We start from the raw sequence: 26,769 nt of genomic DNA, 5'->3' as shown, positions 1-26,769 counted from the left end.
GATGACGTGTACGACAAGGGTCTATGGCCTGCTACCTTGGCTGTGTACTCGCTCGCATTCGACGTCATTGCAAGGCGCGACGCGTTCGCCGATACAAATCCCCTAGTTGATGTCGGGGATGGCGCAGCGAGGGGCGGTTGCCAGTGGGAGCTGGATCGTGGACCTCGATTGCACATGCGAATCCGTTGACGAGCAGGCCTGCAGGATGCGGGCTGCTGAATACGTTCGGATGTCGACGGAGCATCAGCAATACTCGACGGAGAATCAGCGTGATCGCATTCGCGACTACGCTGCTCGTCGCGATCTCGAGATCGTACGGACCTACGCCGACGAGGGTAAAAGTGGTTTGCGCATCGATGGGCGCCAAGCGCTGCAGCAGCTGATCCGGGACGTGGAAACCGGCATGGCCGATTTCCAGGTGATCCTCGTCTACGACGTAAGCCGCTGGGGACGATTCCAGGATGCAGACGAAAGTGCCTATTACGAGTACATCTGCCGGCGCGCTGGCATCCAGGTCGCCTATTGCGCCGAGCAGTTCGAGAACGACGGCTCGCCAGTTTCGACGATAGTCAAAGGCGTGAAGCGCGCGATGGCCGGAGAGTACAGCCGCGAGTTGTCAGCGAAGGTCTTCGCCGGCCAGTGTCGGTTGATCGAGCTCGGTTTCCGGCAAGGCGGCCCTGCAGGCTATGCGTTACGCCGGATCCTCGTGGACGAGCATGGCCTCATGAAAGGGGAATTGCAACGCGGCCAACACAAGTGCCTGCAGACGGACCGCGTCATTCTAATGCCGGGCCCGGACAGCGAGGTGCGTATCGTCAACCTCATCTACAGCTGGTTCATCAATGAGTCACTCAATGAGCACGAGATCGCCGCACGCCTGAACGGCATGAACGTTCAGACGGACCTTGGGCGTCCCTGGACTCGGGCAACTATTCGCGAGGTGCTCACTAACGAAAAGTACATCGGCAACAACGTCTACAACCGTGTGTCGTTCAAGCTGAAGAAATCTCGCGTCACGAATCCGTCGGAGATGTGGATACGCAAGGAGGGTGCGTTCGAACCCATCGTGCCGAGCGAAACGTTCTATACCGCGCAGGGCATCATGCGGGCGCGCGCCCGGCGCTACTCGAGCGAGGAGCTTATCGAGCGTCTGCGAAACCTGTACCGAAGCAGAGGCTTTCTATCGGGCGTTGTGATCGACGAAACGGAGGGCATGCCGTCCACCTCGGTGTATGTGTATCGCTTCGGTAGCTTGATTCGTGCGTATCAGACGGTTGGCTTCACGCCAGGACGTGACTATCGTTATATCGAAACGAATCGCTTCATTCGGCAACTGCACCCAGAGATCGTTGCCGAGACCGAAAAGAAGATCGCGGATCTCGGCGGATCGGTATCGCGTGATCCGGCGACGGACCTGTTGACCGTGAATCGGGAGTTCACTGCCTGCATCGTGCTGTCACGGTGTCAGGTGCGCAACAGCGGCCGTAACCGCTGGAAGATCCGGTTCGACACGAGCCTGCTGCCGGATATCACCGTTGCAGTCAGGTTGGACCAGAGCAACTCGACGGCGCTCGACTACTACCTGCTGCCGCACATCGATTTTTGGCAGCCTCGTATCAGCCTCGCGGACTGGAATCCGATCGAGTTCGAGAGCTATCGCTTTGACACGCTGGACTACTTATACGGTATGGCGCAGCGTGCTCGGCTGAGGAGACGAGCATGACTCAGCGTGAACAGCCCGGCGAGGTTCGGATGATCCCCATCAGCCAGATCGAGGTGATCAATCCTCGCGAGCGCAATGGTCGAGTTTTCGACGAAATCGTCAGCAACATCAAGACGATCGGCCTGAAGAAACCGATCCTGGTCACGCCACGGGCAACGGCAAGTGGCGTGGAGAAGTATCTGCTCGTGTGTGGCGAGGGGCGGCTGAAGGCGTTCCGATCGCTCGGAGAAACGACGATACCAGCGCTGGTGGTGAGCGTGAGCGACGAAGACGCGTTCATCATGAGCCTGACGGAGAACATCGCGAGACGACAGTGCCGACCGCTCGAACTGCTCGCCGGCATACGCGAACTGCAGGAACGCGGATACGCCCCGAAGGCGATCGCCGAGAAGACGGGCCTCACACAGCACTACGTGCAGGGAATCCTGACGCTGCTGCATCAGGGCGAGGAGCGACTTGTGATCGCGGTGGAGAAAGGCCGAATCCCGCTGAACGCAGCGTTATCGATTGTTGGTGCCGGCGACGACGATGAGGCGATCCAGGCCGCACTGCAGGAGGCATATGAATCGGGGAGATTGCGTGGGCGCCAGCTGATGGACGCTCGGCGCGTCATCGAGCGGAGGAAAGCGCTCGGCCGCACGGCGAATCGAAACATGACGCGCAAGGTGATGGACGTGACCACATCGAGCCTCGTTCGAACGTATCAGCATGAAGTCGAGCGGCAGAAAACGATGGTGCGGAAGGCCGAGTTTACGCAGCAGCGGTTGCTGTTCGTCGTCGGCGCCCTCAGGCAGCTATTTGCGGATGAGAACTTCGTCAACCTGCTGCGCGCTGAGGAACTGGCGACGTTGCCGAAGTATCTGGCAGAACGTGTATGGCCGAGCGGGAGTCCAGCATGACCGGCGTAGCACTTGGGTTCATTCCGGAACCACTCTCTGTTCCGATCACGAGCATCCTGCCATCACGGCGCACGCCTGCCGGCATGATGAACTCGCGAAAGTTCAAGCAGATCAGAAGCTCCATCGAAGAGGTGGGCTTAATCGAGCCGCTTTCGGTGACGCCGGTCGACCAGGCGTCGGGCAACCACGTCCTGCTCGATGGCCATCTGCGACTGATCGCGTTGCAGGAGCTCCAGTACAACACCGTGTCGTGCCTCGTTGCTACGGACGATGAGAGCTACACGTACAACAACCGCGTCAATCGACTATCGACTATCCAGGAGCATTTCATGATTCGTCGGGCCGTTGAACGAGGGGTGTCCCCGGAGCGACTCGCGAAGGCACTGTCCGTAGATGTGTCGCAGATCATCAAGAGGATGGCATTGCTGGACGGGATTTGCGCTGAAGCGACCGAACTCCTGAAGGACCGCCAGTTTTCGCCGGAGCTCGCGCGAGCTCTACGCAAGATGAAACCGACGCGGCAGGTTGAGTGCGTCGAACTGATGGTGGCAGCGAACAACCTGTCCGTGTCTTATGCGGAAGCGTTACTTGTTGCGACACCGGCCTCAAGGTTGATCGAAGGGAAGAAACCGAGGAAGCTTGCCGGCGTGAGCCCAGAGCAAATGGCGAAGATGGAACGGGAGATGAGCAATCTGCAGGGACAGTACAAGGTGGTCGAGCAGACTTATGGACAGGACGTGCTCAACCTCGTGCTCGCAAAGGGCTATCTTGGGAGGCTGCTTGAGAACGAGTCGGTGCGCCAGTACTTGCAAGCGCAACAGGCGGATTTGCTTTGCGAACTGCAGGCCGTCGTCGATACGATTGCCTTAGAGCAGCCGACCCTCGAACCGACTGCCTGAGCTCATGCAGCTTGACGACGCATTGTTTCGAAAATCGGCCTGCTGATCGGAAAAATTGCGCGATCCAAAATTCGTATGTTGAGGCGTTGCGAATTCGTCTAAAGAATCTTACCTTTATGTCGTTATGCGTTTAAAGAGACTCGCTGCGTCTTGCAGTCGAGTGGTTCTATAGCCTAGATCGTGAAAATAATGAGCAATATGACTTGTACTCACTGCCGCACTGGGGTTCCGCGCGGCGCGACGGTTTGCACGGGGTGTCAGGCTGAAGTTGAGTATGGACCGGCACGAGGGCTTTTCGGCGCGGCACTCCTTGCCGCTGCGTTCGCGGGCTATCAAGCGCATCGACATCTGCCCGAATCTATGTCGGTAGGTGGTTGGGTCACGGGCGCGGTTGTGTTTGTTGGGCTTAGCCTGCTCATACAGAAGATGTTTGGTGGCCGCGTCGTGTTCAAGCGCGTGTACAAGACGCGTCGATAGATCTCTAAGTTTCACCATCTCTCGGCCAGTGATGCATCGTCGCGACAGGCGACTTCGGTCCCCGCCGCGTGGACCGGACGCGGTCGCGTGCGAGTCGTCAAATGTCAATTCATCCCGCGTCCGTCGTCTGTCCGGGCGATGTTGCCAGCCGGACGCGCTGAACTCTGTGATGCTTCCCCGTGCTCGTCCAACGTACAAGGAAAGCCTTGGCAGATGGCGGTAGCGCGAGAGTCATCCCGCAGGAGGCCGCTGAGGTAGTGAATAATCTGCAGCTTTCGTCAGAGTTAATTCACGCGCTATGCGACACGGGCCCTCCGCCGCAGGTTGAGTGTATCGAACTGAGAGTCTCCCCCATCGGGTGAGACGACCTCCGAAAGCAACGATCTTTGTATCCGCGCATGTAACTTGTATCTATTGTGAATGCCGGCGCACCAGACTGATACACTTGGAATCAACCAAACCAAAGAAGAACTTAAGACATTGCTGCGGCTGTAGTTTCGTGTTGATTGCGAGGGACAGTTCGTAGATAGGGGAAACCAATGCGCCGAATTTCACGCCCAATCGAACCGCCTTCTTTGCTAATGTCAGAGCAGGTGTTGGAGGAAAAGAAAAAGATACTGGATTATCTGCGTCGGGATAGAAGGGATCGTCTTCAGCGTCGAGATGGTCTTAATGATGATATTTTCTTCAACCACGAATTTCGACGTGATCTCTGGCATGTTTTTTCTGGAAAATGCGCCTTCTGCGAATCTAAGGCTGACGAGGATGGTCAGGTACTTCATTTGCGGCCGCTCAGATTTGCGGGCGGCGGTGCGAATTCGGATAAAGATTACTATCTTTGGCTGGCATTTGAGTGGCGCAATATATTTTACGCCTGCTCGTTTTGCTTGAAATCGAAAGGCAGTAAATTTCCGGTCTCAGGAAATAGAGCAATTTATCTAGCTTCGTTTGATGATGTGGTTCAGCAGGAGCAATCTCTGCTTCTTGATCCAGCGACGGATGATCCGGCAAAGCATCTGCGATTTTTATATGACGGGAATATCCTACCCGCAACGGAGCGCGGTGAAGAGACGGCTGAGGTGTTTCAGCTGAATCGAGAGGATTTGGTGTATGACAGACAGGGGCTTGTCAGGCGAGTATTTGAATTTCTTAAATCAGATGATCCGAATTATGCATTAATTTCCCTGGAGAGCTTGCTATTCAACGATGCTGCTCATGCGGGCTTCCTTCAGGGGATTCTTAAGCGTGTAGATTCCGCTTGGCGCGTGGCAGAGCCTCCCATCAAGGGCAATGGCGAAGCTTTTGTTCGTCGGTTCCTTGATGTATGGCGCGAAGCGGATCAAGGACGACGATCTCAAATACAGACTGTTGAGAAGCAAATACAAGATGCAGATCATCAAGCTCAATTTGCCACACAAGATCAATTCGCTGGATCTGTATTTGAACGAACCCCCAGTCTGGCAATCTCGGGGTATCAGGCGATCGATCGGGAAATATCTCGAATCGAAGTATCAAATTTTAAAGCGATTGAGAGGCTGGAGTTGTATTTGCGTTCAATTCGCTCAGAGCGGTCGGGTACTCCCTCATTGATGATTCTCGGGGAAAACTCGACGGGTAAATCGAGCTTGTTGTCCGCAATTGCTCTTGCTTTGATCGGGCGCCGAGAAGCTTCAAAGTTGCGCAGATTTCTACCAAGTCTTGTGCGGAGCAGCGCTACTGATCGTTTTGACCAACTTGACGCACCACGCGTAGCAGTGGATGTCAACTTTCACTTTTTGTCGCACACAGCTTCTTTTATATACGACCCTATTCGTCGTCTAGTTGACGGAACGGACGACCAATCAACGATAGTTCTAGGGTATGGTCCTCGCCGCTATTTTTCTCCAAAGAAGCGTCATCACGCGACCGGAGCGGCGGCACGCATTCGCACGCTATTCGATCCACTCGCAACGATCCCGTACCCGGCCGACTGGCTTCGCGCGCAGACGGGCGGCCGCTTTGACACCATTGCTAGCGCGCTTCGTATTGTCCTTGCACTCGACGATGATGATGAGTTGATTGTAGAGCCGGATTATCTTGCCGTACGCGCAAACGGTCGGACAACGCCGATAGATTCATTGAGCGAAGGATATCGCTCCGTTTTCGTGATGACGGTTGACATTATCCGCGAGCTCCTTAACCACTGGCAAAACCTCGAGCAGGCGCAGGCTGTCGTGTTGATTGATGAAATCGAGACCCATCTCCATCCGCGATGGAAAATGCAGGTCATGACATCACTCCGCCGTGTTTTGCCGCGTGTGCAGTTTATTGCAACGACGCATGACCCGCTTTGTCTGCGTGGGATGGATGACGGCGAAGTAGTGGTTCTTCAACGTGACAGCGAAAGTGCCATTCAGCAACTGCAGGACCTTCCGAGCGTAAGTGGGATGTCCGCGGAACAGCTGCTGACTTCAGACTACTTCGGCTTGGCGAGTACGGCTGATCCGTCGACCGAAATTGAGTTCGCGAGACTCGCAGGCGATGTTGCACGGCGTAACCGTGACGGAGTTCTCGAACTGGCGCCTGCAATGGAAACGATGGAACTCGTCAATCGTTTGACAGTGGGCGACAGTCCAACAGAGCAAATTATTCAAGAAGCGCTTGTTAGATACCTAGCTGAGCGCGAAAGTCGGAAGGGAGACTCAAGGCCGGCATTGCGTGCTGAAGCAGTTGAGGCGGTCATAAAGGCTCTTCGATCGAGCGAGGGATAAAACATGCGATTCGTAGACCGTGCGAGCGTGGACGAGCCGAAGTCGCTTTCAGATCCAAGCGCAGCTGTGGCCGCCGAAATAAGAGCAGCGCAGCTGTACTATCTGACATATGATCCGCTTGATAAGGACGCCAAGGCGTTCGGTTTTAAGGAGTATAAAAGCTACGACGTTCAACATCAGCTTCGGACGCTATTTCACAACAAGTGTGCATATTGTGAATCCGATCTTGGTAGTACCCTTGAAGTCGAGCATTTTCGCCCGAAGGGAGGTGTGACTGAAGATCGAGCACATTTCGGCTACTGGTGGCTCGCACACACTTGGACCAATCTCTTGCCATCTTGCATTCCGTGTAATCAGAAGCGATACCAACATCTTGTAACGGAGGAGATGACCGTCGACGAGCTCACAAAATTATCGGCATCAAAAGCGAAGGTTGCATACGGGAAAGCAAATCATTTTCCGATCGCAGGAATTCGTGCTCGGTGTAGCGCAGATATTCTGAGCGACGAACGCGCGGAGTTGATCAACCCAACGTTCGATGATCCTGCAGTATATTTGAAATGGTCTACGTCGGGGCATTATAGTGTTGTGATTCCTAGGCCAAGTGACGTAGATGGAACTGTTCGTGCATTGAGTACGATAAGTGTCTTCGCGCTGAATCGGGCACATCTTGTGGAAAGCAGGACGCGCGTTTTGAATATGCTGCGCTTTCAAGCGCAGAAGATGTTCGAAAGTCTCGAGCGTGATATGGCAGCTGGCGGATCGGAAAATTACGTCGACCGCGCATTAGAACGTGTTGAAATAATGCGTCAATTTCATGATTCTAATCAACCCTATTCGGCGATGGTGAAAGAGTTCGTTGATGGCGTGGTCGAACAGCTGCAGAGACGAGTTGAGAGGTGATCACCATCCACGCGAGCCGGCCTTGTCGACAAGCACATAGATCGACCAACGTGTAGTGCTGGCCGGCGTCAGTTCGGTAGTACGCGTCCACCGTCTTGTCGTAGGTCTCAGTGCCGACCAGCGCCCGCAGATCGTAATATCGGTCTGCGAGATTCACGGCTCCTGGCTGCCACCAGCGCGAGACCGATGAATGTCTCTCGCGCTGCCTGTCGACATCGTTCGGCCACGATTGATCGGTGCTCGAGCATCGAAAAACAGCCGTGCAAGTCGCCCACAAATTCTCGACCAGCGGCGTTCTGGCGGTATCGATGAACAAGTTGGTAGCGGCTCATTTCACAAGCCCTCGGATCAGTTGAAGATGAGCGAAAACATCCTTTCGTTCATCACCAGCTCGGAGTTCCGCGGACCCAATCCGCAAAGTCCCAGGCATATGCGAGATCGCCTTCACCCTCAAGGACGGGCACCTGCGATCCCCGTAGTGCTGTCGCAAACGCTGTACGGTGGGGTTCGGGGATGTCGACCAGGCGCACGGCGAACGCGCGGCCATCGCGCTCGATCACCGGCACGGTGCCAAGCGAATCACGAAACAGCACGGGACGCTTGCGCAATGCTGCACTTGATCGCACAAGGAAATCCGGTGTGATGGGGAAGGCTTCATCATCGCAGTTCATGGAATATCCGGGAAAAGCGCCGCGAAACCGGCGGCACGTAAACCTGAACGCTAAACAGTGATCGTCGTTTTTGGTCGAGTCGAGTCCCACGGTTACCGTTTCCTCCGGTTATCCATCCATGCCAGCCAGCCTCGGCGATACGCGTGCGCATCGGCCAACGCGTGGTGCTGGCGGGCGTCAGTCTCATAGTACGCGGCCACCGTCCGGTTGTAGATTGTCGTGTCGACCAGTGATCGCAGATCATAGTATCGGTCAGCCAGATTCGTCGGTCGCGGCGAGCCCAGGAGATCCAGCAGGAAAAACCAATCGGTTTCCGAGTCACATGCAGCCTGCACGGCAGGCGGTGCATCGCATGAACCATGCCCGCAACGCGGCGCGTGCATCGGCGTGCGTCAGGCGAGGACCTTCGAGCAGCGGCAGCACTTCACGTAGTACGAACGGCGTGCATTCCTCGAGAATCCGGGTGTCGGCTGGTTCGACATAGAACTCGCGCGAGCTGTTTTCCGCCACTAGTGCGAGGCTGATGAGTTTCGGCCCGTGCCCGTATCGATGACCGAGGCCAGTGTATTCGGTGTCGAGAAACAGCAGCATGTCAGGTTGGTCCATTAGCCTCCAGCGTGGGACTAAATATCGCCCCGCACCGCGTAACGCAGGGCGCGGGCATCATGCAGCGCGTGGTGCCGGCCTCCGAATTGCTGGAAGTACGATTCAAGGCGTGCCTTGTCTGCCTGATCCCAAATGAGAGCGGCGTCCCAGCCGTCTGGGACGCCGTCCAGGAGATCAACGAGCAAGTCCCAGTCACCGTGGAAATCCATACAGAATGTCCCTCCCCCAAATTGCTCAAGCCACTCGTGAAGCGCAGCGTGGAGGCTTGCTCGCGAAAACATCCGCTCCGGATATTGGCCAAGCTGAGGGATGACAGCCTCGCGAACAAATGCGCTGCAGGCTTGGTGGTTAAAGTCGGTCCGCTCCGCATAGAATTCGCGCCCGTCGTCCGCGACCAGCGCGATGCTGATCAAGTCGCAGTCGATGAAATCGGTGAATTCGGTGTCGACAAATATTCGCATCGTCATGTTCGCGTTGTGGGATGGACTCCGACTCATACCTCGATCAGCAGGCCCGGATTGAAGTCTGGGTTCAGATGCCGGGGCGAATATCCGCGCGGATTGCAGACCACACGTGTACCACGCGCGTTGGATTTGTCACCGTCCGGAACGATGTAATCGAAGCTGGCATGCATGTGACCATGAATCCATAGGGAAACTTCGGGTCCCATGAGATCCTCCAGATCCGACGCGTAGGCTGGTGTCAGCGAATCTCCGTCATATTCTGCATCGACAGAGCCGGCCGAGGGGGCGTGGTGCGTGACGACTACGGTCTTGCCATCAAATGGCTCACTCAGTGTATTGCGGAGCCACGCGCGCGACAGCTCGTGTCGCCGGACGGTATCTGCCGGGTACAGCTTCCGATACGATGGCGTTGCGCGAATCAGCCGGAAGTCGGTCATAGCCTGCTGCGCATCTCGCATACATATCGCGGACGAGATGTCGTTGTCGTAGAGCTTGAAGTCTGTCCAGAGCGAACATCCGAGAAAACGGACGTCGCCGAACACGAACACATCGTTCTCCAGGAAATGAACGTTGGTGCCATGCGCAAGCTCGCGAAGCTTCTCGAGGGTGCGGTCGAAGTGTCCCTGGTAGAACTCGTGATTTCCGGCAACCAGGATGACGGGCTTCGCCGGATCGTCGACAAATGCTCGAGCCCATTCAATGCTCCGATTCTTCGTGTGGATATCGCCGGCCAGCACGACGACGTCGGCCCGAGCGACAGCCTCCACATCAGCTGCGATCGACTCGAATTCATTATGCAGATCAGACAGAATGAGCAGTTTCATGGTTTCACAATCAAAGGTCTGGTTGCTGACCTGACTAGCCGGCGGCAAGTCAGGTCGTTCGACAGTGTCGATACGCATCCTGATGCAGGACAGGGGGCACACGACCCACGAAAATCAATACTTCACGCTTGACACGCTACGCTGCAGGAAATTTCCACGCCTGCCTGCGGATCCAGTACTGCCGTCCGCCGTCGACTGATGGTCCAGTGACGATCTCAATGCCATGCAGCCTGGCCCAACCTGGCGCTTCGCGAGCGGAAATTCCCGTCGCCTTCGCTACGGTGAACAGCGGCAGAAATTGTTCGGCGAACGTCCGTAGGTCATCGACATCAACGACTCTCGCTGCCCGATGCCCCAGTTTGCCCATTCGGGTCCTGACCAGGCCTTTGTTGATCAGGTGGTACATCACCTCCTGTTTGACGCCGAGCCGACGGGCGGCCTCAACAATAGATATCTGGGAGCTCGGTTCGACAGGCATCTCTGCAGCGGAGCGCACCTCGTTGCGGTTGGCGAACATGTTTCGAAGTATCGGTGCATTGTCCGGCTTGAAGACAAGGCGCACGGAACCGTTCACGAGTCGATTAAAGAATACCGCTGAGGCTTCAACAGGAATGTACAAGCGCAAGGCGTCGGCTACGCTGACTGGATCCTCAAACGCCCGTAGGTTCCGGACACTGGCTGCCACGATGTCGTTGAGCAGACGATCAACGGACCTCGTGTCGATCCGGGTGTCGGTTGATGCAAGCAGGCCAGCCGTTGCCAGTGCCTGGATACGTTTCGTGGACATCCCGGCATATCGAGCCGCCGTCTTCAGCGGGACCAGCGAACGCTGGGCTTCTCGGAGGACTCGCAAGCCAGCGTCACCGATCACGAACTTCTGCCGTCCAGCACGGGTTTGCCTGATTGGAACGGTGAGGTCCGTTCGCGCAAGCATCGTTGCGATTGCAGGGTTGCGCGTCTTCTGCCGCTTACCGGGTTCGTTGTCCATCTGCCCGAAAATCCCTTTCCGCTCCCAGAGCACAGGGGCTCCACGGTGCGATGAGTATGCAACGTACATGTTCAGCAGATCCAGCATCCAGCAACGTTCAGCCTCATTCAACCGCTTGCGCAGCATGGTGAGCAAGTTCGGGAAAATTTCAGAGAACAGGGGCACGTTATTCACGCTTGCCTGAGGGGCGCGAAGACGATCAATCAGTTCGAAGCAGGCCGACTGATCGAAGATCAGTGATGCGCCGGCCGTCACGAGAAACTGTTCGGCGTTTTCGCTTTTACGCGTTGCCTTCTTCAATGGCTTGCCTTGAAGCCCAAATTGCGCGAGTGCCCCAAGGAACCGGGCGAGATCCCAGCGTTCCCCAACGGACAACAGGGCAGCACTCGACGCAGGTTGCTCGTTGATCAGCTTCACGAGGTCGGTCGAAAATTTGTCAACGGCTGCGTCTTGCAATGGCTCGCCGCACGTGCAAACGGTGAAGCGAACCTGCTTCCAACGCAACGTCCGCTGGCACGCGGCGCACACCGATGTGAGCCAGCAGCGATGCGCCAAGCACGCTGTCGGTCCGGAGTACCAGTCCTCGCGCCAATGGCATCGGGAGTCGGACAAGCAATGCGGACACCAGCGGGCGATACCGTGCACCTTGGGGAGACTGGGATCCAAACAGTCCAACCAGCCAGGGTTGGACAGTCCGTTGGCGAATGCAACCCGCAGCCGGTAGCCGAGAAAGCTTTCATCCGAGCTTGCCGGAGGTCGCACCAGGAACCGCCCGGAGAACAGAGCGATTCCCCGGGAACGCCAACCTGCGTTATGGATTGGTTTGAGATTCATTCTGGCAAGAAGGAGAGTTGCTGCGATGACCGCTCCAGCTTTGCCTGTTTGGCGATGGCATTCATCCTGAACTGATGTAGCCGTTCGATTGCCGTCCAATCAACAAAGTAAGCAGATAGCCCTGGGTTTGCCAGCTGACGGAAGATGGGGAATTTTCCACCGAATATGTCCTTCAACATCTCGCGCGAGCTTGATGTGTAGAGTCCCTTCCATGGCAACCATGTTCCGAACAACGGTTGTAAATGCGCGGAGCTGGCCGGACAAGGCTGCGATAGTTCCTCTAACCGGTGACACAGACTGGTGAGATGTGTTCGGTAAAAATACGTCTGCCCTTTGATCGTCAATGGCTGCAGCAAACCTGATTTCAACAGCGTGATACACCCGTGTCGAGTAATGCACATTTCTTTCATCAACTGCTCGCGCGTTACGACGGACGCAAACCATCGGCGACACGCTTCTACTGCCCGGGGTGGGAAAAATACATATCGTTTGTTGCCGTGCTGGACCGTGACGGCACCATGAGAGACGTCCTCTTGAATGAGATGCTTGAGAAGATCCTTGGTGCATCCGACGAGCAAAGTCGCCTTCTCGAAACTTACGTATCCGTCCGGTACGCCATGACTCGGGTGGACTTCCCCGCGAGTTCGCGGGGTGATGGTCGTCTGGCCATCCATCAAAAGCCGCCTCCTCAGGTCTGAGATCGGTAAGCTAGAAAGACATGTACGTCTTTGGGCCTCATCGAGCAACATGCGACGTAGTCGCGCGAGGGCCACGCCGCGATGCGATGGATCGGTGATCTGATCCAGGAAATCTCGAACTCCATCCGAATCCGGGACCAAGGTAAACTGGTTTCTCTCAACTAATTCGGCCAGGCGGGTTGATCGGGGGGCGTCCAAGGGCAGCGACTTGAACTCTGGCATGGTGGTTGCCAGGGCATCGAGGATGGCCTCCAGAAACAAGATGTGAGTCAGCTGCGCGAACGCGCCGGATAGATCGCTTCCAAGGATTAGCCGTTCAAACTGCGACCACAATCGATCGACATGCTGTCGCTCGTTGGGCATTGGGCACACCGCACCGTCCCAGAGCTGCTCGTCGGTGATATCGGTGATCAGGTATTTATCGCTTTGCTTATAGCCTCGGGTCATCACGGGTTCGGCGAGATCGTCTTTCAGCCGGACGTGATGGAGCGTGCAGACTTCAAAGAATGTGAGGCGCCAACGCGAACGAATATGCCTGGACTCAACCATACACTCCGGACAGTACCGGATCTTGTTCACCCGGGTAACCACGCTCCAGCGCGGTAGCATGGCGTTGCCCCAAATTGGATAGCCGTCAGTTTTGCTCACGGCTGTGACGGGAAGCGTTGGGCGAAATCGCTCGATGTCACTGAGCCTTGGGCGGCGAATGCCATTGGCTCTAGCGACGCGAAAAAGATAGGTTTCGATCCATTCGTCAGGAAGGATTTTGGGGCGGCACAGTGGTAGGCGAGAAGTGTTGGACGTCACCATGTCAGCGCTCCACCGGTGCAAAGGGTTCATCGCTTTTCACGAGAGGCATCTCATTGAATCGCTCGTGGAAGGGATTCCGTTCGTCTGGCGCATCCGGGTAGATGACCGTCCGGAATGCCTCCGCGAAGACCTTGTCTGTCAGTCGGGGATCTGGCTGCCTGTACGCCAGCTCGACCGCGCGCACCATGAGCCTCCGGATATCGCGAAGACGCCCATCGGTTGCAAAAGCAAACAGGCGGGTGACAGTAGCAGCGGAGATGTCGATCGCCGGGAGGTCCTGCAGGTATCTTTTGAAGGTCTCAAGTACGTTACGGAACTCCAATTCGGTCGACCGATTGGCCACTGACAGTCGGTTGATCCCGACGACCTCCCGGAACCGTTCGCGGAGCTGATCATTCGTATCGAGCAAGCGCGTGATTCTGGGGATGCCGGCTAGTACAAATGACACTCGCGTCGCATCGACCAACCGCTTGATCCAGTCGGCGGCAGTGTGGAGCGTTTTCTCTCCGCCTCGGTCGATCAAGTGATTGGCTTCATCGACGATCACGAGCCGGACACGGCATTGCTTGATGAGAAACACCAGCCTGGCAGTCAGCTCCACCTCCCGGCCTGTGTTCCATTTCGGGTCTCCCAGTACGCGCAGGAGTGTGTGTGCCAACGTCTTGGGCGTGGGAGAGGGCCCCAGCACCACGTACAGTACTGGGACCTCGGTGAATTCCTCGTGTTCGATCGGAGGATGTTCTGCTGCGTATCTGGAAAGCAGCGTGGACTTTCCCACCCCGGATTCACCGACCAGCATCAGATGCTCGGCTTCCTCGTTGTAACACCGATACGCGTACATACGGTCCAATGAAGCCGTTATTCGTGTGACGTGAGGGAGTTTGATGAATTCTTTCCGGATCTTCTGGACGGTTGCTGCACACGCGGCATTATTCTTCATAATAGACCTCGGCATCGAAGGTGTCGACTTCAAATCCAACCAACTCATCGGAATCCAAAGTAAATGAGATTCCAGGAAGATTGCTCTGCGATACCGGGACAGGAGGCTGGCTACGATTGATATTCTTTGATGTGATGCCAGCTTGACGTGCGCCGCGTCTGCGTTCTTTGAGCTTCTTTGATTGCATTGCGTCGTTGTTCATCTCGCGGAGCATTTCCTGCGAGCGCGACCTGGTCCGTTGATGCGGATCGGAATTCTTGTACTTGTTCTTCACTAACTTGGCTTGCTCGACCGTCAGATTGTGATATCGGTCGTCGGTATTGTCGGCGCGGATGTATTGGTTTTCGATCGGATCCCACACGTAGATCACACCTGCGTTTTCGTACGGTGCCTTGATGTGCACCTTTGACTTGGCGGGTAGCATGCGCCGCAAGGCGAGTAGCTCTGGGGACACGTATCGGAATGTGTTGAAGTCGATACCATAGTGCTGCAGCGTGCTCTCGTCATGTTCGCCAAACTCGATGCTGAGATCCTCGGCGTTGCATTTCAACAGAGGCGGATTCACCGAGGCCCCCTCTTTCCAGACGTCGATCGGTGCACGGCCTCCCAGACCTTTATGCGGCCGCTTGTGATAGACCTCCGTGATCCAGATATGAATCATCTCGTTGAGCTGCTCGAACGTGATGCATGCTTCGTCTTCCGCCTTGAAGCCAATGCGCTGATGAACTTTGGCGAGAGTCGTTCCTGCGAGTTTGTGGATGAAGGAGTAGTTGAACGTCTTGAGAAAGCGTTCGACAAACGGTTTGTCGTTTGGATCGCGCGATGCCGCGTACTCACAGATCACGCCCAAATTGGTCATGGCGTCGACGACTGCACGGGCATGCATTTCCCGCCCGTTGTCCATGAGCAAGCGCTCAGGCCAACCATGACATGGCCACTCGAGATTTAACTCAGGAAATTGCTCTCCGAGGTAGCTCTTGGGCATCATGGCGTGCCTCAGTGCTTCGAATACAGCGTGGACCCCATGCCCGGCCGAACTGATGCAAAAGCCAAGCACGCATCTGGAAAATCGGTCGATGACAGCGGTGAACATCGGCCGAGCGACGGCATTGCCATTTGCATCCGCGTGCAATAGGTCTATCGGCGTATGGTCGATTTCGACAATCTCGAGAATTCGCGATACCTTCCGTGCACGATGTTGATCCGCAAACCTACGCCGCGCTTCTCGCTCGCCATACCGAGCAACAGCGTGGTCGTATGCGTCGATATCGTGGATGCGTCGTTGAATGGTCCGGAGCGCAGGGACCTTGAGCCACTCGGGCTCGATACGCATCGCGTTTTGACGCGTGATTTCGAGAAAGACTGCGTTATAGACATCCTCCGCAGCTCCTCTCTTACTATTTAGGAAGGCTGTCTCGATCTTTTCGTGGATGATGGCTTCCACGATCGGGTCGAGCCGTGATTGCCCCTGTCCGCCACGATGCTCTGACTGATCAAGCAAGGCACGGATATCGCACCGCGCGATGCGGTACCGGCGGCGCCACCGATATATCGTGGTCTCGTGCGGTGGAGTAGGGTCTGCAAGATCTACCGAGACTTTTTGAATTGCCTTACGCAGTGCCGACCGGCGACCCGCGAACGCGTCCATTCGATCGAGCAGTACCAGATAGTTGACTCGCCGGCGCGTTTCGAAATCACCCGACGCATCTGCGGATATATTGGCCTCCAATGCATCCTTGATATTGCTGCGTTTGGGGGCGCGTTGGTATTGCTTGCTATTGGTCGTACGGAGATATCCCCGCAGATATTCTTCCAGGAGGTCCGCTTCGCTGTGGTTTGAGAACTCACCCGTCACGGTATTTTCCAGCTGAGCGACGTCTTCTTGCACGCGGACGATGCGGAATTTCCCTTCGCCCCGAAAGATGATTTGATCCTTGGTGAAATTGGCCATGATGTTCCTCCAGTCAGCGAGTCGAGATGGGGAGAAGATCGTCCGGGTCGCGTTTCATGATCCGGTGGAGTAGAGCGTCGCATTCGCGCTTTGCGTTTTCCCATTGCTGCAGTACCTCTGCAGACGGATGTGTTCCGTTCTCCGGATCCCAGAGGGTTGCGTCGATGTTGGGTCGATACCTGCCGCGCATGGGGCGTGCGGAAAGGACCTGTTGGAGACGGTCGTGGAGTTCGTCCGCAATGAGGTCGCTTCGCAAAACAAGATGGAAGCGTTCACCGCGTTGCCGAAGATACCGGGCAGCCGCCCTAAGCCGAACGATGGCTCGTGAGTGCGAGGTGAGCGACGTGTCGTCCTTGACCTCAAGAAATACCGTTCCATTGGTCGTTCCGATTGCCACATCAGGTGTGTAACGTCGCCGGCACGTACCGTCCGAATATTCAAAGACTTGCGGCTGAGTTGTGATCGCCGTGACGGAAGGAGCTACTTCCAGGAATCGCAGTGCCATCTCCTCGATGAGACTTTCGAACTCGGCGGGCTCAACTGACTTCCTGCTTGGAAACTTTCCCCGTACCCCGAGACCGGAGACTGTCACGATGCGGCGTCTACGACGTTGGGACGAGTGAATGACGAGGGTTTCGATAATTTCTGGCACGAGTTCTCTCCGTCGCGTCTTGAGAAGACGCTCACGTTTCAGGAATACGCCCCCCTTCGACGACGAGATGTTGTCGAATTTGTGCCCGGAGAACGGGTGTGCGATACCGGAGATTCGATCAAAATTGATCGAATCCCGAGGGGCGCAGATCGCAAGGAAAAAGAAGGGCTTGACGCTGAGGTCAGATAGGTAGAGACTCGCCTTGTCTAGGGGACGAATCTTTACTGGTTCTGATCCAAAAGCGCTACAGGCCTTCTGGTTTGTGGCGCTTTTTCTTTACATAATCCCTCCATTGCCAATGCTAACGGCGCCTGCCGTGGCGTTTCTAATCTGGACGATCGCCGCATGTACCTTCGCGATTGTGTCCATGTCCGCCTCAGTCAGAGATTGATCCCTGACTAGAGCGGCAATCACTTGATATTTGTACAGCGGTAGCGGGTCAGACAGGCGCAGCAGCCGCTTGGAGCTCTCAGCGACCGCCTCGAGTGCGCCCTGGCCATCCCCATCTAGCGCAAGAGCTCGTCCCAACTGATCAATAAAAACGACGTCACCCGGCGTGCGAACGCCGCGCTCGATCGCGCTGATGTATGCGTCATCCACGCCGAGGCGCCGCGCGAGTTCGGTCTGCGTCAGCTTGAGCGCCTTGCGGCGAGTACGGATGAATTTTCCAAAATCTGTCACGTGAAATTCAACGACAAGGTTTCCTCGAATTTTTGCAGAATAAGAGCGGAAAAAGTGGAGGTCAATGACCAATCTTGTCGAAGGGCCGGGGAGCGAAGTTCATATATTTTGTCGATCCGTAGTGGACGCAAATTCAAATATGTTTTTTTTCGATTCAGGATTCTTCCGAGCCTGAATTCCCGGCTTTGCGTATCGCTATGTAAATTCGTATCGATGTGAAGCACGCGTTGTGGGATATCACGGCTGCGTCGTGAATAGAAAAAATCAATTGCCGTATTGGGCAGCGAGGCACGCCCCGAACATGAGCGTGCGGTAAGGGATCGTTAGGGGCACCGGCATGTTTCTTCCGTCGATAGCGGCTAGAACAGTTGAATCGCGCTGACCGAGGTACGGAAAGGCGCCCGGAAAAGCGAAAGGCCGCTGTCCTTGCGGAACAGCGGCCCTTTTGCATTTGGTGGTGGAAACGGGAACCGAACCCGCGTCCGTTTGCCGAGCAGGATAGCAAGGTTTTGTTCTTGAGGGCGTGGATTCGCCGATTTGGCCGAACGCAACCAGATGGCATCGTCGCCCCTTGAGGATGCCTCGTGGCGACCGACTGGCGTAGCGGTGCTCATCGAACGGCCAGTTCGGCGCCGACTTTCTCAAGCGAACTCCCCCAAGGCCGGCTCTGCTGGCATGGTCGCGACCGTTCCCTAGCCGATGACGCCGTAATGTGGGAAAATTGGCCAAACTTGGCTAACAAACTCCAACGCCGGCTAACGTCAAGGGCGAGGCGATGATTGATACAGAAGGCGAAATCCTGACACTCGACGAGGTTGCTGCATACCTGAAGGCTGGGAAGCGGACGGTCTATCGCCTTGCCCAGAAGGGGGAGATTCCAGCCTTCAAGCTTGGGGGAACCTGGCGTTTTCGCCGCTCCGAGCTGGATAGCTGGATCGCCGAAAGTATCAACAACAAGAAGAAGCCGGGGACTGAATGAGCGCGCGCCAAGTCAGCAAGCAAATCGCGTCTGGGCAAGGACAAAGGGAGGGTCGCCATTGATAACACAGCAGCTTCTGACGCCGCATCAGAGCCAGTACTACGCATGGCTGCTGACCCGACGCGCGGCAGGCGACACCGTGGAGTCGCTGGCATCTACCCTGGTCGATTCGCAGGTCGACCTCAACCCACATCAAGTCGAAGCCGCGCTCTTCGCCTGCAAGAACCCGCTCTCGCGCGGCGTAATCTTGGCCGACGAGGTTGGACTCGGCAAGACCATCGAAGCCGGGCTTGTCATCTCACAGCGCTGGGCCGAACGGCGCCGCCGCATCCTGATCATCGTCCCGGCCAACCTGCGCAAGCAATGGCACCAGGAGCTGCAGGACAAGTTCAGTCTGCAGGGCTTGATCCTTGAGGCAAAAAACTACAACGCCATTCGCAAGCAAGAGCGCCAGAACCCGTTCCTGATGTCATTGGGCCCGGTGATCTGCTCCTACCAGTTTGCGAAGGCCAAGGCCGACGATATCAAGGACATCGAATGGGATCTGGTCGTACTCGATGAGGCCCATCGCCTGCGCAACGTCTATAAGACCAGCAACGTCATCGCCAAAACGCTCAAAGAAGCGCTGGCTCGTGTTCATTCCAAGGTGCTGCTGACAGCAACGCCGCTGCAGAACTCGTTGCTTGAGCTGTACGGTCTGGTCAGCATGATCGACGACCGTGTCTTTGGTGACATCGATAGCTTCCGCGCGCAGTTCACAGCCCAAGGCAGAGATCAGGCCTTCCGCGGCCTGCGTGACCGGCTTGCATCAGTCTGCAAGCGCACCCTGCGCAAGCAGGTCCAGCCTTATGTCTCGTACACCGCTCGAACGGCAATTGTTCAGGAGTTCACGCCATCGAGTGAAGAGCAGGAACTTTCAGCACTTGTTGCCGACTACCTGCGCCGTCCGAACCTTAAGGCACTGCCCGAGGGCCAGCGCCAGCTGATTTCACTTGTGCTGTGGAAGTTGCTGGCATCCTCCACCCACGCCATAGCCGGTGCTTTGGAGACGATGGCCAAGCGCCTGCAGGGGGTGCTCGATGAGTCTCCCAATGTTTCTGATCTGACCGAGGAACTGGACGAGGACTACGAGTCGCTCGACGAAACGGCCGACGAGTGGAATGGCCAAGACCCGGATGCCGCCTCATCCCAACGGAACGAGCGCGATGCCGTCGCGCAGGAAATCGCGGAGCTTCGGCACTTCAAGGCGCTGGCAACCAACATCCGCGATAACGCAAAGGGCAAAGCGCTACTGACTGCACTGGATCGCGCTTTCGCGGAGCTGGATCGTCTCGGTGCTGCCAAGAAGGCCATCATCTTTACCGAGTCCAAGCGCACGCAGGAGTATCTCCTCTCCCTGTTGGCCGATACGCCCTACGGCGAAGGCATCGTGCTCTTCAATGGAACGAACAGTGATGCGCGAGCCCAAGCGATCTACAAGGACTGGCTGAAGCGCCACGAAGGCACCGACCGCGTAACTGGCTCCAAGACCGCCGACACGCGCGCTGCCCTGGTTGAGCACTTCAAGGAACGCGGCACGGTCATGATCGCCACCGAAGCCGGTGCGGAGGGCATCAACCTTCAGTTCTGCTCCCTCGTCATCAACTATGACCTTCCCTGGAACCCGCAGCGCATCGAGCAGCGGATCGGGCGCTGCCATCGGTATGGACAGAAGTTCGATGTCGTCGTGGTGAATTTCATCGACCGAAGCAACGAGGCGGACGCGCGGGTCTATGAACTGCTGGCGCAGAAATTCCAGCTCTTCGAAGGCGTATTCGGGGCCAGCGATGAGGTGTTGGGGGCTATTGGCTCTGGCGTGGACTTCGAGCGGCGCATCGCCGAGATCTATCAGAACTGCCGTGATCCCGACGCGATCAAGGCCAGCTTCGAACAGCTGCAGCTCGACCTGTCGGGTGAGATCAACGAAGCGATGGTCAAGACGCGCCAGATCCTGCTGGAGAACTTCGACGAAGAGGTGCAGGACAAGCTGCGTGTCCGAGCCGAGGATAGTCGTGCCGCGCGCAGCCGCTACGAGCGGATGCTGATGGACTTGACCAGGGCGGAACTGGGCGACTGCGCGGACTTTGATGATGATGGCTTTGTTCTCCAGCGGCCTCCCGTTGGTATCAAGCAAAGTGGTCTCGACGGAATCGACCTGGGGCGCTACGAACTGCCCCGGCGTACCGGTGAGGCCCATCTGTACCGGATTGGTCATCCACTGGCCGCGTGGGTGATCCATCAAGCCAAGACCCGGGATCTTCCCGGCGCTCGGCTCGTGTTCGACTACGATGCCTACGGGACACAGATCAGTACGCTCAAGGCCTATCGTGGCAAGACCGGTTGGCTCACGCTAAAGTTGGTGTCTGTCGAGGCGCTGGGTAGCCAAGAGCAGCATTTGGTGGTGGCCGCGAGCACAGCCGATGGCGTCGCGCTTGCAGAAGATGATCCGGAAAAACTGCTCCGCCTGCCTGCCCACGCGCAGTCGGCGGGACTGTTCAATGCGGGCGACACAACCCTGCTGGCCGATGTAGAGGCTCGCAAGTTCGAGCTCCTACGCGAAATCAATCAGCGTAACCTCGGCTACTTCGAGCAGGAGGTCCAGAAGCTCGACGCGTGGGCGGACGATCTGAAGTTGGGCCTTGAGCAAGAGATCAAGGCGATCGATGTTGAGATCAAGGAGGTACGCCGCACAGCCGCGACCTCCCCGACACTGGAAGAAAAACTGGCACACCAGAAGCGGCAGCGTGAGCTCGAGGGCAAGCGAAGCAAGCTGCGCCGGGAGTTGTTTGCGCGGCAGGATGAAGTCGAAGCCCAGCGCAACGACTTGATTACGCAGCTCGAGGTTCAGTTGCAGCAGCAGGTTCAGGAGCAAACGGTGTTTACCGTCGAGTGGGAGTTGGTGTGATGATTACTCGGGTAGTGCATGCCACGTCCGGATTACCAGGCAGCGCTTGATGCGTGACAAGATTTGAGGAGAACTACTAATGGCCAATGGGAAATTGCTGCGGCAACTAATCAAATCGGGGACGCAAGGCGATGCTGCGGGTTTTCGTGCAGCTTCTGAGGCTGTGATCAAAGAGGAGCGAGAAAAAAATCATCATCTGCTCGCCAATGACCTCGAGCGCTTGCTTTACGGCGATCAGGCAACGATCGGGCAAAGTGCTCGCAAGCTGCACGCTATAACCAACCTCCCCACCAACAAGGACAACGGCCTCGCGCTACTCGAAGAACGCGCAGTGGTCCGGGAGGAAAAAGACATCATCCTCTCCGATACTACGCAGTCGGCACTCGATGAAATTCTTATGGAGCACAATCGAGCCGATGTGCTGCGCTCGTACGGGATGCAGCCCGCGCAGAAACTCTTGTTTTGTGGGCCGCCCGGCTGCGGCAAGACGCTGGCCGCCGAGGTCATCGCGCACAGCCTTTCGTTGCCTCTCATCCTCGTCCGGCTCGACTCCGTCATTTCGTCTTTTCTGGGCGAGACGGCAGCCAACTTACGCAAGGTTTTCGACTTTATCGAAAGCCAACCCGTTGTCGCGCTTTTCGATGAGTTCGATGCGTTGACCAAGGATCGCGGCGACAGTGCCGATCACGGTGAGCTCAAGCGCTCCGTGAATGCCGTCCTGCAGATGATGGATGGTTATCGCGGCGCAAGCATCCTCATTGCCACCACAAACTACGAAACATTGCTGGACAAGGCGGTGTGGCGCCGCTTCGATGAAGTCATTCGCTTCGAGATGCCCAATCTGGAACAGATCAAGCGCCTGCTGGCGTTAAAGCTCTCTGGCATCCGCCGCAATTTCGAACCGGACGACGGCCACGTCGCATCCCAATTCAAGGGAATGTCTCACGCCGATATCGAGCGGGTGCTGCGGCGCGCAGTGAAGGAAATGATTCTGTCAGGACGCGAATTTCTGGAAAAGAGCCATATCGATACCGCGCTTTCCCGCGAATATCGCCACAAGAACTAAGGACGGAGGCGGGAGCTATGGCCTATGAACACTTGCGCATGGGGCGTGAAACGCCGCTGACGGAAAGGCATCCACGGAAACCTGGACCGCATTTCAAGCCCGATGATCCACGTGCCTTCGGTGCCAATCTCGGTGGATTGCTGCAGTCAGCACGAGCGCGTATCTCTGAGCCTGACGAGGCTGATGTCGGAGGATTTGACGAACGAAAGCTGCTCAAGATCATTCTGCACGCCGATGAGACGCTTCCCAACCTTGAGGCAATCTCCGGCGTCGAGGTCGTAAGTCAGGAGGCGAAGGAGATCGTACTCGCTTTTGCCAGTGAAGCGGCGCTGGATGAAGTCGAGGCACGATTGACTACCTTGGCGCAGCAGGGCTCAGTAAAGCGCAAGGAGCTGCTCTACGCGCTGGAGAATTTTGATCACTGGACTCCCGCAGATCGTACCGGAGCCGCTCTAAGGCAACAGGGATTTCCCGCGCAGCGTCCATTCGTATTGGACGTTGAGCTCTGGCCGCAGGACCGGCAGGATAGGCGCGATGCGATGCTCGACGCCTTCCTGAATTGGTTGCGCGAGCAGCACATTGAGAGTCTGGATAGTATAAAGCAGCCTTCACTGATGATGGTCCGCCTACGTTGTGACCAGAACCAGGCAGAACAGCTCCTGCGCCATCGCGACGTTCGAACGGTCGATCTTCCCCCGCGTCTGGGCGTCTCAGTCGAACTGCTGCATACCGATATCAATCAATTCCCTGCGATAGATCCTCCGGCAGACGAAGCGCCCGCCGTAGCCGTGCTGGATTCCGGGCTGACAAGGGGGCACCCGCTGCTGGCGGCCGCAGTTGGTGATGCTCAGGGTTACCTTGCTCCGAACCGTAGTCCGGACGATGACCCTTCGCACTGGCACGGCACCTTTGTGGGCGCCTTGGCAATGTACGGAGATGTTCACGCCTGCATCCAGAGCGGACAGTTCGTGCCTCAGCTGCGGCTGTTCTCCGGGAAAGTGTTCAATGATGACGGGCAGGACCAGACCGAGTTCGTCGAGAAGGCCGTGGAAGCGGCGGTACGAGACCTGCACGAGCAGTATGGTTGCCGGGTTTTCAATCTCAGTTATGGCGATCTCAACAAGATCTACGACGGGCGGCATGTGCGCGGGCTCGCCTATACCCTAGATCGTTTAACGCGTGAGCTCGGTGTTCTGTTCGTCGTGCCGACGGGCAATTTGACCACTGCCGATCTGCCCGCCAATGCTCGCGATGAATATCCCAATTACCTGACGGCGGACGGTTCGCGTCTACTCGATCCGGCTACGGCACTCAATGCCCTGACCGTAGGTGGTTTGACGCTGAACGAGGCAACCCGTGATGCGCAGCGATATCCGAATGGCATTGAAGATCACCCCATCGCTCGAGTGGGGCAGCCATTTCCGCTGACCCGTGGCGGTCCGTCGATTAATGGCGCGATCAAGCCGGACGTCGTCGAGTACGCAGGCAATGTCGCACTGATGCGTGCGGGAGGACGTACCCGTCATGCGGGGCTCGGCGTCGTTTCGCTCAACGGTGGCTTTGCCAACGGTCCGGCCTTCCGTGAGGATATCGGAACGAGTTACGCGGCCCCGATGGTGGCGCATAAGGCGGCTCGACTCCTTGCCGAAGTGCCGACCGCAACACCAAACCTTCTTCGTGCCCTGCTCGGCGCACACGCTCGTTGGCCACAAGCCAGCGAGGCGTTGCTCAACCCCAACGGAAACGGGGAAGGCAGAGATCAGCTCTTGCGCCTGGTTGGGTACGGTCGTGTGGACGACGCAGCGTTGTTCCGGTCTCTGGATCACACTGTCACCTTGCTCGCCGAAGAACAGATGGGCAACGACCAGCACCACTTCTTTGAGTTGCCTCTGCCGGAAAGCTTCTGGGCGGGCGGTCGTCGGACGCGGGAGATCACGGTTGCACTTGCGTACAGCCCCGCCGTTCGCACCACTCGCCTGGATTACCGCATGAGCAAACTATGGTTCACCGTGGTTACCGCGAGCAGTCTGGACACGGTCACCGAGGCGTTCCGCCGCAACCGCGCGAAAGGCATGGGCGAGCGTAACAATGGCCGCTGGCTGCCCAACGATACGCGCAAGAATGGCACGCTGCAGGTTTCACGTTGGAGCTTCAAACAGGCTCTCGCGAACGGTGACAAGGTGTTTGCAGTGGTGACCCGTCAGGACAGCCCGTGGTCAAACGGCCGCGACAGCGAGGAACCTTACGCACTCGCCGCTGTGCTCGCCGACCGCGAGCAAGTTAACGTCAATCTTTACGCAGAAGTGCGCGCAGCGCTTGAAGCCCGAGTTCAGGCTCGTGCCCGCGCCCGAGTATAAAAACAGGAACAGTGAATGAGTCATACAAAACAAAAACTCGAACTTACGTGGATCGGCAAGGAGAAACGTCCCAAGCTCGAGCCGCGCATCTTGCTCGAAGACCCTGAGAAGTCGTATCACGCGAAGCACCGGATTTCAGATAACGATATCTTCAACAACCGGCTGATCTTCGGTGACAACTTGCTAGCTCTCAAGGCACTGGAGCAGGAGTTTTCTGGGCAAGTTAAATGTATCTACATCGATCCGCCCTTCAATACAGGTGCAGCATTTGAGCACTACGACGATTCTGTTGAGCATTCAACTTGGCTTGGCTTAATGCGCGACCGACTCGAAATACTGAGGCGATTGCTTTCTCGCGATGGAGTCATATTCATCCATATTGATGACAAGGAAATGGCTTATTTGCGGGTGATGTGCGATGAAATATTTGGGCGAGATCAGTTCCTAAACATGATTGTGGTCAAGACGTCCGATCCATCGGGTCACAAGACCGTGAATCCGTCACCATACTCACAAACGGAGTATTTGCTCATGTATGCAAGGGAGCGCAGCTCCTACAAGTATGAGCAGATTTACGTTGAAAGCTCCTACGATCCGGGCTACGGAAAGATCATCCTAAATAGGAGCGAGCACTACTCGAAGTGGCAGGTGGGTGGACTAAATGAGGTAGTTGCAGCCTCTTTGAACTTCAAAGACACCCGGGCTGCACGCAAAGCTATGGGCAGAATGACGTTTGATGCTGCTGTTGCTGGCTATGCCCTCGAGCATCGAGACAGCGTTTTTCAAGCTACAGCCATCAGCGATGCGGCAGGTCGTACTATTGTTGATGCTCGTGAAGCGTCAAAGCGGCAGAAGGATAAGGTCATCTGTGTAGAGCGCAATGGATACGATGACGTTTACGTCTTGAACGGGCGCCAAGTCTATTTTTACTCTTCGAAAGTCCGCGAAATCGATGGTGAACACGTTCCAGCGAAACCACTCACCAATCTGTGGACAGACATTCCCTGGAATGGCATCGCTGGGGAAGGTGGGGTTGAGTTCAAGAATGGAAAGAAGCCGGAAAAGTTAATCAAAAGGTGTCTGGAGATTGCGACCAAGCCTGGAGATTTGGTACTCGACTCCTTTGCCGGGTCAGGAACGACAGGTGCGGTAGCACATAAAATGGGGCGACGATGGGTCATGATTGAGCTTGGCGAGCATTGCCACTCTCACGTCATTCCGCGACTCAAGGCAGTGATTGACGGATCAGATCCCGGCGGCATCACTGAATCTGTGAACTGGCAAGGAGGCGGAGGCTTCCGCTACTACAAACTCGCACCCAGCCTGATCGTTAACGACCGTTGGGGCAATCCCGTAATCAATCCCGAGTACAACGCAACGCACCTCGCGGAAGCTTTGTGCAAGCTCGAGGGCTTTACCTACGAGCCATCGGAAATTCAATGGTGGCAGCATGGCTATTCCAGCGAGCGCGACTTCATTTGCGTCACCACGCAGAACCTTTCGTCGGAACAGTTGCAGGCACTGTCTGAACCGCACCGAATTTTGTGGAGGCTCGGATTCTTGAGAGAATCGAGCCATGAACAAGAAGGCAACCAAGTTTTCCCCGGAAGTCCGGGAGCGCGCAGTGCGTCTGGTACGTGAGCAGCGTAGCGA

General features: G+C 56.5%; 19 protein-coding genes and 1 pseudogene. 10 read left to right on the top strand and 10 right to left on the bottom strand.

Annotated features, from left to right (window positions below):
* Nucleotides 1-109 precede the first annotated feature (109 nt).
* The 5 genes from C3Y15_RS24920 to C3Y15_RS24900 all read left to right on the top strand — a co-directional run bounded on the left by C3Y15_RS24920 (nucleotide 110) and on the right by C3Y15_RS24900 (nucleotide 7,651).
* Entirely contained in the window at nucleotides 110-1,723 is a 1,614-nt protein-coding gene (locus C3Y15_RS24920) for a recombinase family protein (RefSeq protein WP_124260254.1), read from the top strand.
* Nucleotides 1,720-2,622 carry a ParB/RepB/Spo0J family partition protein gene (locus C3Y15_RS24915; protein ID WP_027783079.1) on the top strand — a complete coding sequence of 301 codons (903 nt, stop codon included), beginning with the start codon at nucleotides 1,720-1,722 and terminating at the stop codon, nucleotides 2,620-2,622. The genes C3Y15_RS24920 and C3Y15_RS24915 overlap by 4 nt, the downstream gene beginning before the upstream one ends.
* Nucleotides 2,619-3,521 carry a plasmid partitioning protein RepB C-terminal domain-containing protein gene (locus tag C3Y15_RS24910; RefSeq protein ID WP_124260253.1) on the top strand — a complete coding sequence of 301 codons (903 nt, stop codon included), beginning with the start codon at nucleotides 2,619-2,621 and terminating at the stop codon, nucleotides 3,519-3,521. Before C3Y15_RS24915 ends, C3Y15_RS24910 begins: the two co-directional genes overlap by 4 nt.
* A gap of 1,058 nt (nucleotides 3,522-4,579) precedes the next feature.
* Nucleotides 4,580-6,748: an AAA family ATPase gene (locus C3Y15_RS24905; protein WP_243860272.1), complete on the top strand. Its 2,169-nt coding sequence runs from the start codon at nucleotides 4,580-4,582 to the stop codon at nucleotides 6,746-6,748.
* Between the two features lie 3 nt (nucleotides 6,749-6,751).
* On the top strand, nucleotides 6,752-7,651 hold the full coding sequence (locus tag C3Y15_RS24900) for a hypothetical protein (RefSeq protein ID WP_124260251.1): 900 nt from the start codon (nucleotides 6,752-6,754) through the stop codon (nucleotides 7,649-7,651).
* Nucleotides 7,652-8,034: 383 nt separating this feature from the next.
* Here the strand turns inward: C3Y15_RS24900 and C3Y15_RS24895 are convergent, their stop codons facing one another.
* From C3Y15_RS24895 to C3Y15_RS24850, 10 genes are all read right to left on the bottom strand, one after another.
* Nucleotides 8,035-8,322, bottom strand: a complete 288-nt coding sequence (locus tag C3Y15_RS24895) for a hypothetical protein (protein WP_124260250.1) — start codon at nucleotides 8,320-8,322, stop codon at nucleotides 8,035-8,037.
* Nucleotides 8,323-8,640: 318 nt separating this feature from the next.
* The gene (locus C3Y15_RS24890; protein ID WP_124260249.1) at nucleotides 8,641-8,913 is read right to left on the bottom strand and encodes a hypothetical protein; all 273 of its coding nucleotides are present in this window, start codon (nucleotides 8,911-8,913) and stop codon (nucleotides 8,641-8,643) included.
* A 32-nt stretch (nucleotides 8,914-8,945) separates the two neighbouring features.
* Nucleotides 8,946-9,395, bottom strand: a complete 450-nt coding sequence (locus tag C3Y15_RS24885) for a 3'-5' exoribonuclease (protein WP_243860270.1) — start codon at nucleotides 9,393-9,395, stop codon at nucleotides 8,946-8,948.
* A gap of 26 nt (nucleotides 9,396-9,421) precedes the next feature.
* Nucleotides 9,422-10,216: a metallophosphoesterase gene (locus tag C3Y15_RS24880; protein ID WP_124260248.1), complete on the bottom strand. Its 795-nt coding sequence runs from the start codon at nucleotides 10,214-10,216 to the stop codon at nucleotides 9,422-9,424.
* Nucleotides 10,217-10,352: 136 nt separating this feature from the next.
* Complete coding sequence (locus C3Y15_RS24875; RefSeq protein ID WP_124260247.1) at nucleotides 10,353-11,621, bottom strand: hypothetical protein; 1,269 nt, start codon at nucleotides 11,619-11,621, stop codon at nucleotides 10,353-10,355.
* A 413-nt stretch (nucleotides 11,622-12,034) separates the two neighbouring features.
* Nucleotides 12,035-13,546, bottom strand: coding sequence for a TniQ family protein (locus C3Y15_RS24870; RefSeq protein ID WP_166677065.1), 1,512 nt, complete (start codon nucleotides 13,544-13,546; stop codon nucleotides 12,035-12,037).
* 1 nt (nucleotide 13,547) lies between these two features.
* Complete coding sequence (locus tag C3Y15_RS24865) at nucleotides 13,548-14,486, bottom strand: TniB family NTP-binding protein (RefSeq protein ID WP_124260245.1); 939 nt, start codon at nucleotides 14,484-14,486, stop codon at nucleotides 13,548-13,550.
* Nucleotides 14,476-16,437, bottom strand: a complete 1,962-nt coding sequence (locus C3Y15_RS24860) for a Mu transposase C-terminal domain-containing protein (RefSeq protein ID WP_124260244.1) — start codon at nucleotides 16,435-16,437, stop codon at nucleotides 14,476-14,478. Before C3Y15_RS24860 ends, C3Y15_RS24865 begins: the two co-directional genes overlap by 11 nt.
* Nucleotides 16,438-16,450: 13 nt before the next feature.
* A complete protein-coding gene (locus tag C3Y15_RS24855) occupies nucleotides 16,451-17,089 on the bottom strand; it encodes a Tn7 transposase TnsA N-terminal domain-containing protein (protein WP_243860269.1) in 639 nt (212 codons plus the stop codon).
* 276 nt (nucleotides 17,090-17,365) lie between these two features.
* The gene (locus C3Y15_RS24850; RefSeq protein ID WP_243860268.1) at nucleotides 17,366-17,842 is read right to left on the bottom strand and encodes a helix-turn-helix domain-containing protein; all 477 of its coding nucleotides are present in this window, start codon (nucleotides 17,840-17,842) and stop codon (nucleotides 17,366-17,368) included.
* A gap of 703 nt (nucleotides 17,843-18,545) precedes the next feature.
* Between C3Y15_RS24850 and C3Y15_RS24845 the strand changes: the two genes are divergently transcribed.
* From C3Y15_RS24845 to C3Y15_RS24825, 5 genes and pseudogenes are all read left to right on the top strand, one after another.
* Nucleotides 18,546-18,749, top strand: a complete 204-nt coding sequence (locus tag C3Y15_RS24845) for a helix-turn-helix domain-containing protein (protein WP_124260243.1) — start codon at nucleotides 18,546-18,548, stop codon at nucleotides 18,747-18,749.
* 58 nt (nucleotides 18,750-18,807) lie between these two features.
* Nucleotides 18,808-21,693, top strand: coding sequence for an SNF2-related protein (locus tag C3Y15_RS24840; RefSeq protein ID WP_124260242.1), 2,886 nt, complete (start codon nucleotides 18,808-18,810; stop codon nucleotides 21,691-21,693).
* Nucleotides 21,694-21,772: 79 nt separating this feature from the next.
* The gene (locus C3Y15_RS24835) at nucleotides 21,773-22,759 is read left to right on the top strand and encodes an ATP-binding protein (RefSeq protein ID WP_124260241.1); all 987 of its coding nucleotides are present in this window, start codon (nucleotides 21,773-21,775) and stop codon (nucleotides 22,757-22,759) included.
* 17 nt (nucleotides 22,760-22,776) lie between these two features.
* Nucleotides 22,777-25,116, top strand: coding sequence for a S8 family peptidase (locus tag C3Y15_RS24830; protein WP_124260240.1), 2,340 nt, complete (start codon nucleotides 22,777-22,779; stop codon nucleotides 25,114-25,116).
* Nucleotides 25,117-25,131: 15 nt separating this feature from the next.
* Nucleotides 25,132-26,646 (top strand): annotated as a pseudogene (locus C3Y15_RS24825) (site-specific DNA-methyltransferase); the annotation flags it as partial.
* Nucleotides 26,647-26,769 lie beyond the last annotated feature (123 nt).

The organism is Burkholderia sp. B10 (assembly GCF_004368385.1).
Lineage (GTDB): Bacteria > Pseudomonadota > Gammaproteobacteria > Burkholderiales > Burkholderiaceae > Burkholderia > Burkholderia vietnamiensis.
The sequence above is the reverse complement of the archived record's forward strand: the minus strand, read 5'-3'. Positions and strand labels throughout refer to the sequence as shown.